This is a genomic window from Paenibacillus sp. 276b, assembly GCF_900107875.1.
In the GTDB taxonomy this organism is placed as follows: domain Bacteria; phylum Bacillota; class Bacilli; order Paenibacillales; family Paenibacillaceae; genus Paenibacillus; species Paenibacillus marchantiae.
On the sequence record NZ_FNRR01000003.1, the window covers coordinates 78,594 to 95,920 of the forward strand.

The 17,327-nt window shown below is 48.8% G+C and carries 14 protein-coding genes; 1 reads left to right on the forward strand and 13 read right to left on the reverse strand.

Annotation, left to right across the window (positions count from 1 at the left end; translation table 11 throughout):
• Window positions 1–20: 20 nt before the first annotated feature.
• The 10 genes from BLV50_RS16480 to BLV50_RS16525 all read right to left on the reverse strand — a co-directional run bounded on the left by BLV50_RS16480 (window position 21) and on the right by BLV50_RS16525 (window position 12,583).
• Entirely contained in the window at window positions 21–581 is a 561-nt protein-coding gene (locus BLV50_RS16480; protein ID WP_063568347.1) for a manganese efflux pump MntP, read from the reverse strand.
• Between the two features lie 172 nt (window positions 582–753).
• Entirely contained in the window at window positions 754–1,863 is a 1,110-nt protein-coding gene (locus BLV50_RS16485; protein WP_371129268.1) for an L-threonylcarbamoyladenylate synthase, read from the reverse strand.
• A 331-nt stretch (window positions 1,864–2,194) separates the two neighbouring features.
• Window positions 2,195–2,854, reverse strand: a complete 660-nt coding sequence (gene spoIIR, locus BLV50_RS16490) for a stage II sporulation protein R (protein ID WP_079695631.1) — start codon at window positions 2,852–2,854, stop codon at window positions 2,195–2,197.
• Window positions 2,855–3,153: 299 nt separating this feature from the next.
• Window positions 3,154–4,713: a glycosyl hydrolase family 18 protein gene (locus BLV50_RS16495; protein WP_256337975.1), complete on the reverse strand. Its 1,560-nt coding sequence runs from the start codon at window positions 4,711–4,713 to the stop codon at window positions 3,154–3,156.
• Window positions 4,714–5,472: 759 nt separating this feature from the next.
• Window positions 5,473–6,693 carry an FtsW/RodA/SpoVE family cell cycle protein gene (locus tag BLV50_RS16500; RefSeq protein ID WP_063568411.1) on the reverse strand — a complete coding sequence of 407 codons (1,221 nt, stop codon included), beginning with the start codon at window positions 6,691–6,693 and terminating at the stop codon, window positions 5,473–5,475.
• A gap of 213 nt (window positions 6,694–6,906) precedes the next feature.
• Complete coding sequence (locus BLV50_RS16505; protein ID WP_072733630.1) at window positions 6,907–8,127, reverse strand: FtsW/RodA/SpoVE family cell cycle protein; 1,221 nt, start codon at window positions 8,125–8,127, stop codon at window positions 6,907–6,909.
• Window positions 8,128–8,212: 85 nt separating this feature from the next.
• On the reverse strand, window positions 8,213–9,097 hold the full coding sequence (gene prmC / locus BLV50_RS16510; protein ID WP_090809418.1) for a peptide chain release factor N(5)-glutamine methyltransferase: 885 nt from the start codon (window positions 9,095–9,097) through the stop codon (window positions 8,213–8,215).
• A gap of 25 nt (window positions 9,098–9,122) precedes the next feature.
• Window positions 9,123–10,190, reverse strand: coding sequence for a peptide chain release factor 1 (prfA, locus tag BLV50_RS16515; RefSeq protein WP_063566965.1), 1,068 nt, complete (start codon window positions 10,188–10,190; stop codon window positions 9,123–9,125).
• Window positions 10,191–10,819: 629 nt separating this feature from the next.
• On the reverse strand, window positions 10,820–11,920 hold the full coding sequence (ychF, locus tag BLV50_RS16520) for a redox-regulated ATPase YchF (protein WP_063566964.1): 1,101 nt from the start codon (window positions 11,918–11,920) through the stop codon (window positions 10,820–10,822).
• Window positions 11,921–12,112: 192 nt separating this feature from the next.
• Window positions 12,113–12,583, reverse strand: coding sequence for a GNAT family N-acetyltransferase (locus BLV50_RS16525; protein ID WP_072733632.1), 471 nt, complete (start codon window positions 12,581–12,583; stop codon window positions 12,113–12,115).
• Between the two features lie 217 nt (window positions 12,584–12,800).
• On the opposite strand from BLV50_RS16525, the gene BLV50_RS16530 reads away from it, so the two are divergent.
• Window positions 12,801–13,181 carry a hypothetical protein gene (locus BLV50_RS16530; RefSeq protein WP_218135405.1) on the forward strand — a complete coding sequence of 127 codons (381 nt, stop codon included), beginning with the start codon at window positions 12,801–12,803 and terminating at the stop codon, window positions 13,179–13,181.
• Window positions 13,182–13,299: 118 nt separating this feature from the next.
• Here BLV50_RS16530 and fni read toward each other — a convergent pair whose 3' ends face one another.
• The 3 genes from fni to BLV50_RS16545 all read right to left on the reverse strand — a co-directional run bounded on the left by fni (window position 13,300) and on the right by BLV50_RS16545 (window position 17,326).
• Entirely contained in the window at window positions 13,300–14,367 is a 1,068-nt protein-coding gene (gene fni, locus BLV50_RS16535; protein ID WP_090808926.1) for a type 2 isopentenyl-diphosphate Delta-isomerase, read from the reverse strand.
• Window positions 14,368–14,699: 332 nt separating this feature from the next.
• The gene (locus BLV50_RS16540; protein WP_090808928.1) at window positions 14,700–16,181 is read right to left on the reverse strand and encodes a phytoene desaturase family protein; all 1,482 of its coding nucleotides are present in this window, start codon (window positions 16,179–16,181) and stop codon (window positions 14,700–14,702) included.
• Window positions 16,178–17,326: a glycosyltransferase family 2 protein gene (locus BLV50_RS16545; protein WP_090808930.1), complete on the reverse strand. Its 1,149-nt coding sequence runs from the start codon at window positions 17,324–17,326 to the stop codon at window positions 16,178–16,180. The genes BLV50_RS16540 and BLV50_RS16545 overlap by 4 nt, the downstream gene beginning before the upstream one ends.
• Window position 17,327: the final 1 nt, after the last annotated feature.

Genomic DNA, 17,327 nt, shown 5'->3' on the forward strand with positions numbered 1-17,327 from the left:
ATTATGGTTAACGTCGTTTTTTAAAATATAAACAAAAGTCCAAAAGCGAGCAAGATCGCTCCGCCGACCGCTTCTCCGTAATCCCCCATGTTCTGGCTCACACGCCGTCCCAACATCAGACCCATGACGGACATCGCTCCACCACAAACACCAAAAGCCAGTACTGTTAACACCAAGTCACTGCTGAACATGCCGAGCGAGACTCCAACGGAAAACGAATCCACACTGACACTCAGTGAGAACAGTATCACACCGAGCAAAGATCGATGATCCACCAGTTTGGTATCTCCCTCCCGGAAAGCGTTCAAGATCATATGGGCGCCGAGCAGGACCAGCAGACCGCCAGCTGCATACGTCGTAATGTCACCAAGTAAGGAACTGACATATTTGCCCGTATACATGCCGATGAGCGGCATGATGATGTGAAACAGGGCCGTTACGGTACTGATTCGCAATACGTCTCTCATACGAATGCCCTTCATGCCAATCCCGATGCCGAGTGAGAACGCGTCGAGTCCGAGAGCGACGGCCATAATCAAAATGGTTACCAACTGCCCTACATGGGCAGACACATCCCACATCCCCATACCCCCAAGTCACGTAAAGGTTCTTGTACACCTTATGCGGACAAGGACATAAACATAACCTGAGAAGACATTTTGCAATCCCAGCTCAAAAAAATGGATTTGCTAGTCGTAACTAGAGGACGGGTGCCAGAGGGAAATATTCTAGCGATATTATGGAAAAAGGGAGCTATCGGTTACCGACCTGAATGAGTCGGTGACCTGCCGCCTTGAGCAGCCGGTTCATGACGGCTGCTCCCAGTCCTTCGCGTGAGCAGGCTTCAGCCACAATATATGTGGCCCCCTGCTCATCGCAGCTGCGCAGCGCGGCGTACAGCCGGCGCGCTGCTTCCTCCAGCTCGCTGGCTTCGCCCAGCGAGAACACGGCATCGGCGCGGTACTGCTCCACGTGCTCGGCGAACGCCAGCACCGCGGTGCGCTCCCCGCGCTGCGCCGCCTCTGCGAGGGCGGCGCTGATCCAGGCCGCCACCGCTGCGGGCGGCCCCTCCACCACGCACAGCGCACCTGTGGGCGCGTAGTGCGTGTACTTCATGCCCGGCGAGCGCGGCGCCGGGCTGTCATCGCCACCGGGCCCCTCGGCGAGCAGCGCGGGGTCCGTGGCGACACGGGCGGCAACGGCGGACAGCTGTTCCGCCGTAATGCCGCCAGGGCGCAGGATGGTGACGGTACCGTCGTCACCGACCTGCACCACCGTGGACTCGACGCCCACCCCGGTGGGGCCGCCGTCCACGATGCCGCCGATGCGGCCTGCCAGATCCTCGCGCACATGTGCTGCGAGGGTCGGGCTTGGTCGCCCGGAGCGGTTGGCGCTCGGCGCGGCGACCGGGCATTCCGCCGCCGCGATCAACTGCAAGGCCACCGGATGGTCCGGCATCCGCACGGCCACCGTGTCCAAGCCGGCGGTAACCCGCGGGGATACCGCCCCTGGCCTAACCGGCAGCACAAGCGTTAGCGGCCCCGGCCAGAAGGCCGTCATCAGCGCCTCCGCTGTGCCATTCACTTCCGTGACCAGTGAATCCAACTGGTCACGCTGTGCAATATGCACAATCAGCGGATTATCTGAAGGCCTCCCCTTGGCTGCAAATACAGCTTCCACCGCAGCTGTACTGCGAGCGTCTGCGCCCAGACCGTATACCGTCTCGGTTGGGAATGCCACGGTCTGTCCTTGACGAAGACAGGCTGCGGCATCCTGTAAGTCAGCAAGAGCCTGTTTATACGCGCTCCCTTTTTCCACGTCATTCTTGTTCTCATTGGTTACCAGTACATTGACATCCCACATACTTGTAACCATTTTCTCTGTACTTTCATCGTTCTCCATGCCTTTCATGGAAGACTGATGCAATTGCTCGTTCTCTCTCGTCATATATCCATCATTCCTAAACTTCAGTAGGGTAGTTAATGCAAGACATTCCGCTTCCGAGATGCCTTCTTCGCTTATGTTTTCTGATTCCTATAATTATAACATATCTGCTCTGCCCAAGGATGCGGTCTGAATCTTCCCAGCGATTAACATCATGCGATCTTTGACTCAAGCCTATGATAAAACAAAAGCGCACTTCCATGAATCGAAGTCCCCTGATAAAGCTTATATCCAGCAGCATGTTATACAGTTATGCAAACAATCCCGTCACCCAATCCCACAATTTGACCGCCATATCCCACAGGAAGAAACGCGCTTCTGGTGTAGCTGCCTGCACAGATGCTTGTGCGTCCCCAGGCTCTACGGCAGCTGCAGATGCTGTTGCAGGCTTCGCCAGCGCATCACCTGTTCCTGCATCTATGAAGCATAATGGTGGAAACAACACACACCACCAGTTTTGTCCCTCACCTTTTCCCAGTGTTATCCGCACTGCTTCGTAATCTCCAGCCGGATATACGGTACCCCCATATAATTTGGTTGGAAACGGAACAACCCCAAGTTCCACCTGATATGAATAGGTTAAGCCACGATTGGCAAGCTCTTCTCCTACACGATCCTCTATTTCAGATAAATGCTGACGGATGACCCCACGCGCTTCTTCCAGACTTTGCGGATTCTCCAGTTCGGTTACCCACCCATTCATTTGGGCAACGACGGCGTCCCGAATCTCGCGTTTGACCAACTGATCTCCCGCTGCATCCGAGTTTGCCAGAATGCGCAAGCGAATGGATTGTTCCGGAATCGCTGTGGCCGCCACAGCTGCATCGGTTTTCTGACCTTCCCACATCATAATAATCATCATAAGACATACAATTATAAGTCCAATTTGTTTCACGATTCTTCTGCTCATTCCGTTCTCCCCCTCGGCTCCCGTGATCATGATCCCTGTAACTCTCTCATGTCTATCAGTATGCCCGGAAGAGACGGAAGTAAACCTGCTAGATTACAAATCTACTAAAATTTTAATAGGCGGGTAATACTTAAAACGAAAGGACTGTTAGTTCGCTTTATGTATGACGAAAATCAAAGAAGCGCCTGCCTATGGAACGCTTGTCGGCTGGCACTTCTTTGATAAATCTAAAACTCTAACCTACCCTTGATATTCCAATTAGCATGCTGTATGGATGCCCTTGCTTCTCGGCTTCTCGGTTACTTATTCACCCGAAAAGCTTCCCAAGCCCCGCCAACCGAATTGCGGCTCGCTACAAGCTTACCGCCATTATTCAGATCACAGGTCACATACAGGTTATTGGCGAGTGCCTGCAACGCGATTGTTCCATCACCCAAATCCACACGATTGAACTTCTCCCATTGCTGAATGGTTGTGGCTTTGGCGATCAGGGCACCACCCATATTAACATCCGCTGTGACATATTTATTATTGATTTTGGACTTGAGGGACACCGTTCCATCGGAGTTCGTGATCCATTCAAAAAGCTCCCAGTCTCCTGCCGTCGTCCGATTGGCGACAAGCTGGTCATTGCCTTGATTCTCGGCAGAGATGATTTGCTGATTGGCTTGAGCAACCAGATAGTTGTATCCACTTGGATTCGGAGGCTGCACCGTGCCCCCACCCGTAACCTCCGAATATACGGCTTGAAGCAGCGCACCTGAGCGGTCATTGCTGTACTCCCAGAACATGATGCCACCCAGATTGCTGTTTTTCACATATTGCACCTTCAGGCTGAGCGATTGCGGGTCGTCATAGGAGATAAAGGTATTCCCATTAAACAGATAAGGAGCTTGGGCACTGCTGTCCCAGTACCGTGTATACCCGTTTTTATTCAAATATTGGCTGACAATAGTGTTGTAGTCGGGTTCAAAACCACCCGAAGCTGGCCTGTCCAGACCATTGTTCGAATTCTGGACACCAGTCCAAGCCCGGCCGTAAAAGGCTCCGCCAATAACCAGTTTATTCGCGGGAACACCGCTATTTCTGAACAGATTGACCGCAGACGTTACACTAATATCTCTTCCGGACAGATTCGTATGATGACCTGTGGTTGCGTCCCAGGTTCCATGAAAATCGTAAGTCATCAGATTGATCCAATCGAGTAGAGGCGTGATATTATTGATTTCCACACCGTTCAGATAACTGCTGCTCGCTCCGGCGGCAATGGTCAGCAGATATTGTTTGCCATTCACTTGTCCTTGAGCATTCAGCTTCTCACGCACCTTCGAGAGCAGTTGTGTGAAATTTTGTTTATCTTGCGGCCGTGCAGTTGTACCGGCAGCAGGGTTGGTCGGATATTCCCAATCCAGATCGACACCATCCATATTATTGGAGGTTACCAACTGCACAATGCTATCGGCAAAGGTTGTACGTGAGGCGTCTGTTAGCGCTGCGTCTGAAAAACCGTTAGCTCCCCAGCCACCAACAGACAATATCACCTTCAGATCAGGGTTTCTGGATTTCAGTCCAACCATAAGTTGCAGTTTGGTACGATCCGAGTTTGTAATGGTTGCTTTGCCGTTAGAGATGAGTGCAAAGGAGTAATTGATATGAGAGAGCTGTTCTGCCTTGATATCATTCGCGGTCCAATTGGCCCAACCAGCCACATAAGCAATAATTTTCTTTGGAAGAGGAGCTGCCTCAGCTTGTTTCGCCGGTCCGATAGCAAATGTTGAAACGGTTAGTGCAAAAGATAAAAACAAGAGCATGAACACTTTTACAAATGAAGGGATCGTACCAACTCGATTTAGGTTCATCACTTAACTCTCCTTTGGGTTTTAATTTTAGGAATTCAGCAGTAGCCTTACGTTTTGGTTAGCAGGAGGATCACGCCCTGTACTCCCTGCTGCTTCTCTCGTTAATGCCGCTGAAAGGCTATGTTTGTTGATCCACATCGCTTTTCCACCCTTTCTGTTCCAATCAGACTCGAAATAAAGGAAGCGTTTACAATCAAATGTAATCGATTTCATTTAAAGAAAAAGGAATCTGAGCCGCTGAACATTCGTGGATGGAATACATAGATTCGCAGAAAAAATAGGCTAACTCAAAAAGGATCATAGTACGTTGAGCTGAAGGGCAATGGGATATCAAAGGAAATTTGTCGCTGAACAATTTTGATAATCTAGGGAAGAAGTACACCAACGAAATTACAATTACATTCATCATTGGCATGACTGGTTGCATGGATGAGGAGTAGGTTGATAACCCACTTTCAAAAGTATTGATTACTGTCTGACGTCTAGAGTGTAAGTAAGGCGGGTAAAATACGTATATAATCTAGTTAAAATTAGGATAATACAGAATTGAAATATTTGTCAATAAAATTTAAATTTGGCATTCATTCAAAGTTCCAAAGATCGCCATGCTTTTTTAACAAAAAAAAAGACCTTCACCTGACTGCCGCAGGCAAAGATCGGAATAACAAACAAATCACTTACTGCTCTATAACATACTCCCCCCCTCTTAATGAGAAGCTGGATGTCCATAGCAGAGATGAATCATACCAAACTTCAAGATTACGCTGTTGTCTTTTCCTTTTTGACCATACTCCATAAACGTTCCAGTAAGGTAGGTCGTTGTTCACCTATAAGAAGCTCGTCCTCTTCTTCCTGGCCATACAATTTAATGCTCATCACCAGCCCGATACATGCCATATTAATGAGCAACGAGGTGCCTCCATAGCTGATAAATGGCAGCGTAATGCCCGTAAGCGGCATCAGCCCAAGGAAAGCACCAATATTTTCAAACACCTGATATAACAACATGCCGATAATCCCCACAATCACGACAGGTCCCGCCCGGTCTCTACAGTGTAAAGCGATTAACACCATACGATGAATGAGGATAAAATACATTAAGAGCAGAACAGATCCACCTACAAAACCAAACTCCTCGGCAATGACCACAAAAATGGAATCCGAATATGTATACGGTACACGCCCCGATTGAACAGATGTGCCTTGCATGTAGCCTTTGCCTGTTATGCCTCCCGAGCCTATGGCGAGACCCGCATTTTTCGTATGCCAGGAAGCTTTCGACGTTGCTTTATCCGGTACAAGCCAAGGATCAATTCGCTCGGCCCAGTGCTCCCGGTTCGCCTTTTCCAGAAAGGTAAAAATCTCATCGTGATATGACGTATATGCTTTGACGAATCCAAAAAAGGTTATCCCCACAATGGCAAGAGCAATTAGTGCATGCGACAACTTGATATTCCCTATCCATAACACAGCGGCCAGAATCACGATGTATCCAAGGGCGTTGCCCAGATCATTCTGAATCATTACGAGTGCAAAGGGAACGAACGTCCATAAACCAATAGGAACGATGTCTTTCCAGAAACGAAGCGTAGAATTTTTTCTTTTTACCAATACATGAGCCAGAAACAGAATCAAGATCATTTTAAACAACTCTGCAGGTTGAAAAGAAAGATAATCATTAATCTTTATCCAGCCATTCGCATTATTGATCGTGCCCCCTATGAAATTAACAAGAATCAACAGGACAATCCCAAACCCGTAAATATAAAACGCATATTGGATATACAGTTTATAATTGACCAATCCAATACCAATGAGGGCTACGAATCCAATTCCGTAAAACTGCAAGGTTTTGATATGATGATTGCCCAATTTCGGATCGGACTGAATCGCACTGTACACCGTAAATACACTCATGACCATAAGCAGCAGCAACACAAACAGAATAACCCCGTCCATCTTCTTCAGCATTCTCAGCATGTTCCCACGTATCCCCCTGAGGCTCAATACCCATTAATTATTTCCATTAGTCTTTAATATTACCATTGTATAGAATTGGAAGAGAAAATGGAAATCCGTCAAACAAAACAACGAAAAACCCTGAAACCCACAGATCTGTCTTGCTCCGATCTGTTGATTTCAGGGTTAACTTATATCGTATTCATTTGCAAAGAGTCTGTCCAAGGATAAAGACTATTGCTCCTGTTGCGTTGATTTGCGTCTAACTAGCTTCATGACCAGTTCTGTAATGCCTGGTTGTTCTGCGGAACCAAGGATATCCTCGTTCTCTTCCGTGTGAACCTTGATACTCATCACAATCCCCATACTGATCATGTTGATCATAATTGAGGTACCACCCGAACTAATAAACGGCAAGGTAATCCCAGTCAGCGGCATCAGACCAATGAACGGACCGATATTAACAAAAATCTGGTAGAGCAGCATCGCTATAATACCGACAATCAGATATGGCCCTGCCCTGTCCTTACATTCCAACGCAATCAGCACAAGCCTGTGAATAAGAATAAAGTACAGTAGCAGCAACACGGATGCACCTATAAAACCGAATTCCTCCCCAATCTGTACAAAGATCGAATCGGCATATGCCAGTGGCACCCGATTCGACTGAATCGTTGTTCCTTCCAAATACCCTTTTCCCGTAATGCCGCCAGAACCAATTGCAAGCTTCGCGTTATACGTCTGCCAGAGAACATCTCTTGAGGTCAAATCCGGCACAAGCCATGGATCGAAACGATCTGCCCAGTGCGAACGTCCAACATCCTTCAGAAATTTGACAATCTCATCGTGATAATGAATATAAGCCTGTATACCACCGATAAAAGCAGCCACAGCGATAATAAAACCAATAAGGGCATGAGTAAATTTAATATTACCAATCCATAATAGCCCCACAAGAATGACCACATAACTTAACGCATTCCCCAAGTCATTTTGAAGTAATACGAGTAGTAATGGCGGCAGTACACAGAGTGAGATCGGAATGACATCACGTCCAAAATAAAGCGGACGATTCTTTTTTCTGGCTAAAAAGGCCGATAAAAAAACAATCAGGCATAACTTGAACAATTCAGCAGGCTGCAAACTGACTCCGAATATGGATAGCCAACCTTTGGCGCCATAATATTCTTTACCAAAGAACATAACGAAAATGAGCAGCAGCATACCCACGCCATAGATATACAAATAATTTTTGATAATGAATTTGTAGTTGATCATCGACATCCCAAAAAAGACCACGAAGCCCAAAATATAATACATCACTGCACTTTTCGTGAGTCCCTCCAGCTTTGGTCTGCCGAAGGTGGTACTATAAATCGACAAAATACTAATAGCCATCAGTATGAGCAATATAAAAACAATCGAATAGTCTATTTTTTTGAATTTATGCAGCATGTAGTTATGTTCCTCCAAGCATTCAGCAATCTTCGGTATATCTCATTGTAGAGGATTTCACGGCAAAAAGAAAACCCGTGGAACCTTACATTTTCGTCACCTGTTCCGAAGTACGAACACCCAGTACATGCCGTTCTATGCCTGCAAGGTCCGGCACGACGATAATCTCCGGCCAATATCCGGCCGATTCAAGCAGAGCTGCGATGTCCCCAGCCTGACCCTGGCCCAGCTCAAAACCGATGATCTGCGGCGGTGCAGGCAGCAGCACCAGCTGCTCCAGCATGATGCGGTACGGCCCCAGCCCATCGGGGCCGCCGTCCAGTGCCGTGCGCGGCTCATGATCGCGCACCTCGGGCTGCAACCCGGCGATATCTGCCGCCGGGATGTAAGGCGGGTTGGACACCAGGATGTCCACCCGTGCCCCGGCGAACGGGGCCAGCAGATCGCCTTCACGGAAGTCGATCTGTACCCCGTTCGCGGCCGCGTTCCGCGCGGCCACTTGCAGGGCAGCCGCCGAGATATCTCCGGCGCCTACCTGCCAGTGCGGGCGCTGCGAAGCCATCGTCACTGCGATGGCCCCGCTGCCCGTGCCAATGTCGACGGCGAGCGGAGAGCCGCCGGGAAACACGCGGTCGGCTTCGCGCAGCACAGCCTCGACCAGCAACTCGGTCTCCGGCCGCGGGATCAGCACGGCCGGCGTGACCTCGAACGGCAGCCCGTAGAATTCCTGGCTGCCGATAATGTACTGCGCCGGCTCACCCGCAGCCTTGCGCGTGACGGCGTCTTCCCAGCGGTTGCGAAGCTCGCTGGGAAAGGGCTCCAGCTGCATCATATAGTACGCGGCCCCTTCGCGGCCGAGTACATGTTCCAGCAGCAGCCGGGCATTGTTGTGCGGCTCGTACACGCCGCACTTCTCCAAAAAAGAGGAAGCCTCCACGAAGGCTTCCCGACAACTCTGTTCCGGCGTCATGACAAACTGCGCGCGGGTCACAGCATTATTCTCCTCTATCCATCATATCCGTCTGCTCGGCAATCGTAAGTGCAGACACGATATCAGCAATCTCACCATTCATGATTTGATCCAGCTTGTGCATCGTCAATCCGATACGGTGATCCGTAACACGGCTTTGTGGGAAATTATAGGTACGAATCCGCTCACTGCGGTCACCTGTACCCACTTTGCTCTTCCGTTCACTCGAAATTTTCGCTTCTTCTTCCTGACGCATCATATCGAAGATACGCGTACGCAGAACCTGCAATGCTTTTTCCTTATTCGAGTTCTGGGATTTACCATCCTGACACGTAGCCACAATTCCCGTTGGAACGTGAGTTACCCGTACAGCCGATTTCGTGGTATTAACCGATTGTCCACCGGCACCACTGGAACAGAACGTATCTACACGGATATCTTTATCATGGATTTCAATATCGAAATCTTCGGCTTCAGGCATAACGGCTACTGTCGAAGTAGACGTATGAATCCGACCGCCGGATTCCGTTGTAGGAATACGTTGCACACGGTGTGCGCCACTTTCGTATTTCATTTTGCTGTACGCGCCGCGTCCATTAATGAGGAATACGACCTCTTTGAATCCGCCCAAATCATTTGTGTTAACGTCCATCAGTTCCACGCGCCAGCCTTGCGTATCGGCATAACGTGTGTACATCCGATAGAGATCCGCTGCAAACAGCGCCGCTTCATCCCCACCAGCTGCACCACGAATTTCTACGATGACGTTTTTATCATCATTCGGGTCTTTGGGCAGCATGAGAACACGAATCAGATCGTCCAGTTCTTTCTGGCGAGTACTCAGTTCATCAATTTCCATTTTGACCATTTCACGCATCTCGTCGTCCAGCTTCTCGCCCTGCATTTCTTTCGCAGCTTCGAGATCCTGGCTCACTTGTTTGTACTCATTGTATGCTTCATAGGTAGGCTGCAGATCCGATTGCTCTTTGGAATATTCCCGCAGCTTCTTGTTGTCACTTGCTACATCCGGGTCACACAGCAGCTCGCTGAGTTTCTCGTAACGGTCGGCTAACGCCTGTAATTTATCAAACATGTATAGTCACCTCACGCATTATTTTCGTTCCAGCATTTCAACGTTCATTCGATTCATTCGATTCCGATAGGCATTCAATTCATTCATGCGTTATCAGACCATTTATATTTCACAAGGCACGGAGTTCTCAGAAATCCCTGACCGTAACATTCATTTTATGATCGACGTATAACATCGCTACAACGTCATCAAATCCTTTACTTTTAAGTTATATAAAAGAAATCGCGTACCCGGTGTCAAACCCGCTTCAACTCATTAAGCTGAGCGAGAAATTTAACATAGGTATACGACTCTTAATTATAGCATATTCTTATGCTCCTGAATAGCAACTGTTTGCAGCAGCTGCATCCAAATTTTGATTTACTTTATTTTAAGCAACCAGATTGATTTGCAACCGCTATAAGAGTATAAGAGCTCATCTCCCATGAGCCTTCTTCCTTTTATTATATCCAGAGCGAGTAAACAATCCAGTAAATGTACAGGATATACAGACAAATTTATTGTCGAATGCCTTAAGCTCATTGAGAATTTTTTTGCAATATGTAAAAAGCCCTGCCATCTTCATTAGAAGACGACAGAGCTGTTATACTCGTATATTCAAGTATGTTTTCTTATCTAGATTATCCAGATTAGACGTTGAAGCGGAAATGCATAACATCGCCGTCGCTTACAACATACTCTTTACCTTCGAGACGAAGTTGTCCGCGTTCTTTCGCACCGTTCATGGAACCGGCAGCAACCAGATCGTCGTAGGAAACAACCTCTGCACGGATGAATCCGCGCTCGAAGTCGGTGTGAATGACACCCGCTGCGCCAGGTGCTTTTGTACCCTTACGGATCGTCCAAGCACGAACTTCCTGTACGCCTGCTGTGAAGTACGTGTACAGACCCAGCAATTTGTAAGCAGCTTTGATCAACAGGTTCAGACCGGAATCCTCGATACCGAGTTCTTCCAGGAACATTTGTTTATCTTCGCCTTCCAGCTCCGAGATCTCTTCTTCCACTTTCGCACTAATCGGCACCACTTCTGCATTTTCAGCAGCTGCGAATTCTCTTACTTTTTGCACATAAGCATTGTTCGCCACATCACCGATTTCGTCCTCAGCTACATTGGCTGCGTACAGAACAGGCTTCAGGGTAAGCAAATGCAGATCGCGCACGATCAGTCGCTCTTCGTCCGTAAGCTCCATGCTGCGTGCTGGCTTGTCTTCGTACAGAACAGCCTTCACTTTCTCCAGTACTTCCACTTCCTGAGCAGCTGACTTGTTGCCGCCCTTCATGTTTTTCTTGGAGCGATCGATTTTTTTCTCAACACTCTCGATATCGGCCAGGATCAGCTCCAGATTGATCGTTTGGATGTCGCTTACCGGATCAATTTTGCCATCAACATGTGTGATATTCTCGTCTACAAAGCAGCGTACCACGTGTACAATTGCGTCTACTTCACGAATGTGTGCAAGGAACTTGTTACCAAGACCTTCGCCTTTGCTCGCACCGCGAACAAGACCTGCGATATCTACAAATTCAAACGCCGTTGGTACCGTTTTTTTCGGTACAACGAGTTCTGTCAATTTGTCCAAACGCTCGTCCGGTACTTCAACGATCCCCACGTTAGGGTCAATCGTACAGAACGGATAGTTTGCCGATTCAGCACCAGCTTGTGTAATTGCGTTAAACAGTGTGGATTTACCAACGTTTGGCAGGCCCACGATTCCAGCTTTCAAAGCCATGTATATGACAACTCCTCATTGATTACTTGTTCGGTATGGATAATCCTATACATTATATATGACAAACCCCAAGGCATCAAGGAACTTCGCCAATTCGACCAGAGCGCCATCCGCTTCCCCAAATCCCTGGTTACTGCGGATGATTCGTTTTGCGTAGATCATACGTTTGACTTAAATTATCCGATTTTAGTTTTACCCTTTGATTTCCTTGTACATCGTCAGATCCGTTACCTCATACCCCATCTTGCGATACAGGCTGCTTGCCCGCACATTATGTCCAAAGACATGCAGACCAATGCGATCCACGCCAAGGCTCAAGGCTTCCTTTTCAAGCGCCTCCATCGTCTCTGTACCGTAACCCTTACCCCGATAGGCTTCTTCGACCACAATATCCAGCAAAAAAGCGTCTTTGCCACGGCGGTTATCCGTAACGTTAAACCAGATATAACCCACATTCCCGTCCACGGCATGCACCAAATTATAGAGGTACGCACCAGGTGTATTCAGCCCTTCAGGTAAATATTTGTCGTAGGATGCCTCCGCAAGTCCCTGCGCCTCTTCTGCAGCCCAAGTACCCGCCTCCACTTTCTCTTCTGCAAAATCTTTAATTGAGCGAACACGGAAATTTTCATATTCTTCTTGATTCATGGGGATCAGTTCCATTGGTTTCCCTCCTAGTTTGAGTGTTCTATGTATGATCTTTTTGCACTCTATAGTATTGTATCTTGTTATACCATGGTCTGCATGATGCAATTCAAGCCAAATCCTATACAACTTTTAGTTACCTCACTCTGTTTATATCTATATGAAAGAAAGGAGCAGATTACTTATGAATACGCGTCGTCCCTTTTCAAAAAGGAAAATAATCATCCTATCTACAGTGATTCTCTTCATTGGATTAGTTATTTCTATAGTTTACCAGGCGCTGGACCCCTTCAGACATTTAAGGATCACGATTCATAATCAGTCCGACTATGATCTTTCAAATATTACAGCACGCGTGAGCAGCGGCGTTGACTCGTTCAATACAAACAATGAGGGTACTATATACAACTTAAATAAAGCAGTCCCCAGCGGGGAACAAGTGAAGTTCGCTCCACAGCTGCAACTTTCCGGTGAAGGATCCGTCTATCTGGAGTTTACGAACAGCCGTGGTGAAACCTATAACAAAACGGTATGCGGCTATACCGAATACTTATCTGGCAACTCCTATGTGACTGTAACCAACGAAACGATAACCGTGAGAGAAGATTGTATGTAGCCCTTCTCTCCCACGTTAAACAACAAAAAGAGGCTCCCCAATTCGTCATGATCTGACGGGGTTCCCCTTTTAATTTTCTAAGGTTCGTTAGCTCAGCTCACATAAAACCAAATCGAATTCAACGCCGTTCCACCAGACGCGACGTCTGCTTCAAATCCTTGATCCGCCCTGCACCAATGCCAAACATGACGGTACGCAGCTCGAATTCAACCTGCTCCAACCGCTCATTCAGCGCATCATCGGAAGCGACGGCAGACTCCAGCAGAGATCGGCCGAATCCGGCCAGATCTGCACCAAGCGCCAGCGCTTTGGCCGCATCAACGCCTGAGTGCAGTCCACCGCTGCCAATCAGAACACCTTCCGGGCTTACCGCTCTCACTTCCTGAATACACTCCGCTGTCGGAATGCCCCAGTCGGCAAAAGCTTCTGCTGCCGCACGACGTACCGGATTCGAATTTCGGAACTTTTCGACCTGCACCCAGCTGGTGCCACCTGCTCCAGCCACATCGATAAAAGCCACACCTGCTTCGTACAATCGCTGTGCCGTTACTCCATCGATGCCAAAACCCACTTCTTTCACGCCAACAGGCACGTCCAATTGACGGCACAGCTCCTCGATCCGATGAAGTAGTCCGCTAAAATCCTTATTGCCTTCGGGCTGGAAAATCTCCTGCAAGCTGTTCAAATGCAGCACCAGCATATCTGCGCCAGCAATCTCAACGGCCCGCTGGAAATCAGCAGTGTTGAAGCCGTAATTCAGCTGCACCGCGCCAAGGTTCGCGATGACCGGAATATCCGGTGCCCAGCGCCGCACATCAAAGGTGGTTGCCAGTTCGGGCTGTTCCACGGCAGCCCGAATCGAACCTACGCCGAGTGCCCAGCCTCGGGCGTTTGCCACACGGGCAAGCCGCTCATTAATGGCACCCGTTGTTTTGCTGCCACCCGTCATCGAACTGATGAGCAAGGGTGTACGAACCCTTTTACCAATAAACGAAGTCTCCAGACTTACCTCTTCAAAATTCAATTCAGGTAACGGGTTATGACGAAAAGCATACCGCTCCATTCCGCTGGTTACCCCTTCTCCTGCCACATTCTCTTCAAGACAGAGGCGCACATGCTCCAGCTTCCGTTCCCCCGTAGCCACCTCGGGAAGCAGCCGTTTGCCGGCTCGCTCTTGTTCATTCATGATGAGACCTCCTTATGTGAGAATAGTGCTGATGGACAGGATCATTGCCAGCGTGGGCTAGGTTCCGTTCAGGATTTGCCCGATACAGCAGAGAGATTCTCAGAAATATTAATTCTTATTATGTAACGTACAAACGGTATGATTTGGATCTATATTATAAATGATATTCCCACTCAACGCGTCAACTCTACCAGTATAACGTTCCGGCCCGGCAATGGAAAGGGTGCCCCGAAACCCAACAATAACTTGAATTTCGAGGTCCAATTCATATTTGCTACTCAGATATTTGGAGGTTGGGTAAGTCATTCTGTTAAATGAATCTCTTCTATAACTTACGTTACGATTTCCGATGCAAGCTGCGCTCCAACAAGTTGCCCGGACAATGTCACAATTGGTGTTCCGCCGCCCGGATGCGTCGTTCCACCCACGTACCACAATCCTTGTACATCCTTGCTTTTGTTGCCGGGGCGCATGAAGGTCTGCTTCACGGAGTTGGACGAGATGCCGTAAATCGACCCTTGATGGGCGAGGGTATCCCGTTCTATATGCTGTGGCGTGTACCGGATCAGTACATCCGACTGCTTCAATCCCATAATTCCCCGCTCGGCCAGCTTCTCCAACACCAACTCACCGTATCGGTCCATCTGCTCATCCCAGTGCCAGGAGTCCGACAAATACGGAGCGTTCACCAGAATGAAAAGATTGCTGGCTCCCGCTGGAGCCATACCCGCTTCCGAATAACCGGAATAACAAATGTAGATCGTCGGATCGGCAGGCATTTTTCGGTCACGGAAAATATGGTCAAACTCCGCTTCATACCGTTCCGGGAAAAAGACGGTATGGTGCAGCAGGGATTCATACTGTCTCCGCACACCAGCCAGTGTCACGAACCCCGAAATCGACGGCTCATACTTGCGAATTCGCTCATCGCTCATCTGTTTGCGATATTCTGGCGCAAGCAGCAGCCGATTGACGCTAAGCACATCTCCATTGGCAACGACCTGATCGGCTTTCCGGAAGCCCTGATCCGTATCCACGCCTGCCACTTTACCATGCCTGACAACAATTTGATGGACTTCGATGCCAGTAACGATCTGCACCCCTTCTTCCTGTGCAAGCCGTGTCATTGCTTCTATTAGTTGATAGGTTCCACCCTTGACCCCATAGATGCCCTCTTCTGCTTCCACATGACCCATCATGGCAAAGATCGAAGGCGCCTGATATGGCGATGACCCCACATAGGTTGCGTACCGACCGAACATCGCAAGGGTATGGGGATGTTGGAAATAAGAACGCAGCAATTTATCCAGCTTCACTGTAGGCCGTACACGTAGCAGACTGCGCAACATTCGAAGATTATATTTATCCTTAGGCGACAACAGCAGCTTTCCAAGAAAATGACGATTGGCTTCCAAATACAGCGCTGCAGACTCGTCCATAAATGCATCATAACGGGCTGCATCCTCCGGGCTGTAGGCAGCAATCTGCTCTTTCATCCTCTCTCGATTGCCCGACAAATCAACCACGGTTCCATCTGCAAATATATTACGTGTACGAGGTTCCAACTCATATAGCTGCACATAATCTTCCATCACCACACCAGCGTGATCGAAGACGGAACGGAAGCTTGCGGGCATCGTGATCGTACTTGGCCCCCGGTCAAAATGATATCCATCCTGCTCAATCTGTTGCAGCTTTCCACCGACCCGCTCCTGCCGTTCCAGAATGGTGACCCTCACTCCTTGCGAAGCTAGACGAATGGCACACGATAGACCTCCAAATCCTGCTCCGATAATAATGACGTTACCCTTCAACTGTACCGCCTACCCTTCCATACATACCCCTTGCCGGAACGGCCTGCCTGCCAGGAAGCGATGCCGATCGCAATGACACAGGCCATACTTATCGGTTGCAGGAAAGCAAGCCACCAGGGTTGTCCTCCAGCGTGATCCGATACCCTTTTGACTGCCATCCCGAGCACGGTTCCCACAAGACCATAGATGATGGATATAGCATTGCCCGACAACAAACCGATAATCAGACCGAGGGGAGGCACAATATACATCAGTGTATACATCAGCATCGTGCCTAAAAGCAGCACATCTTTGCGCCCCATACCTTCGTACATGTTTTTCTTATACCCGTTCCACACTTCAGCACCATTCTGGTACATTCGTGTTTTCGTTACATCATGAACATCGGCCAGCATGACTGGATGTCCCGCACGCTTAACCGCCTTCGCCAGACTCATGTCATCGACCAGATCAGCCTGGATTGCAGCATGTCCACCGGAGGCCTTATAACTGGAACGATGAATGAGCAAAAACGCCCCAGTAGCGGCTACAAACATCGGATTGGATGATCTGCGTATCATGAAAATAGGAAGATGACTGATGATGGTGAACACCATCATAGGCACAACGAGCTTTTCCATCCAGGTCTTCGTCACCTGATAAGGGAATCCCGTTACGAGGCCGCCGCCTTGCTCACACCCCGCAGCAATAGTCTGCCGGATGGCTGCCGGTTCTAAGCGCACATCGGCATCCACGAACATAAACCATTCACCCTTGGCCTCCTGTACCAGTCGGTGACAAGCATGAGATTTTCCCATCCAGCCTACGGGAAGTTCCACGCCATGCAGCAGGCGCACACGTGGATCATGATCGGCAATCGACTGAACTATAGCTGCGGTCTCATCTTCCGAGCGATCATCAAGCACCAGTACTTCCATCCGAAATCCAGATGTATCGCTGGCAAGCACACTTTCCAGACATCCTTGAATGTGCAGTTTCTCGTTGCGGGCAGGAATCAGCACAGAGACCAGCATATCCCTGTCCTTCAATCCGTCTGCGTTGAATGAACGCACTTTAGGCAGACAGGAAATGTTCCATATTGCAAACATCAACTGAACGCCCAATACACAAGTCAGTATAATCCATCCTATTTCAGATGCACTCATC

Coding starts and splice junctions, on each gene's coding strand:
- BLV50_RS16480 (WP_063568347.1), bottom strand. CDS start 581: ATGTGGGATGTGTCTGCCCATGTAGGGCAGTTGGTAACCATTTTGATT.
- BLV50_RS16485 (WP_371129268.1), bottom strand. CDS start 1,863: ATGTGGGATGTCAATGTACTGGTAACCAATGAGAACAAGAATGACGTG.
- spoIIR (WP_079695631.1), bottom strand. CDS start 2,854: ATGAGCAGAAGAATCGTGAAACAAATTGGACTTATAATTGTATGTCTT.
- BLV50_RS16495 (WP_256337975.1), bottom strand. CDS start 4,713: ATGAACCTAAATCGAGTTGGTACGATCCCTTCATTTGTAAAAGTGTTC.
- BLV50_RS16500 (WP_063568411.1), bottom strand. CDS start 6,693: ATGCTGAGAATGCTGAAGAAGATGGACGGGGTTATTCTGTTTGTGTTG.
- BLV50_RS16505 (WP_072733630.1), bottom strand. CDS start 8,127: ATGCTGCATAAATTCAAAAAAATAGACTATTCGATTGTTTTTATATTG.
- prmC (WP_090809418.1), bottom strand. CDS start 9,097: ATGACGCCGGAACAGAGTTGTCGGGAAGCCTTCGTGGAGGCTTCCTCT.
- prfA (WP_063566965.1), bottom strand. CDS start 10,190: ATGTTTGATAAATTACAGGCGTTAGCCGACCGTTACGAGAAACTCAGC.
- ychF (WP_063566964.1), bottom strand. CDS start 11,920: ATGGCTTTGAAAGCTGGAATCGTGGGCCTGCCAAACGTTGGTAAATCC.
- BLV50_RS16525 (WP_072733632.1), bottom strand. CDS start 12,583: ATGGAACTGATCCCCATGAATCAAGAAGAATATGAAAATTTCCGTGTT.
- fni (WP_090808926.1), bottom strand. CDS start 14,367: ATGAATGAACAAGAGCGAGCCGGCAAACGGCTGCTTCCCGAGGTGGCT.
- BLV50_RS16545 (WP_090808930.1), bottom strand. CDS start 17,326: ATGAGTGCATCTGAAATAGGATGGATTATACTGACTTGTGTATTGGGC.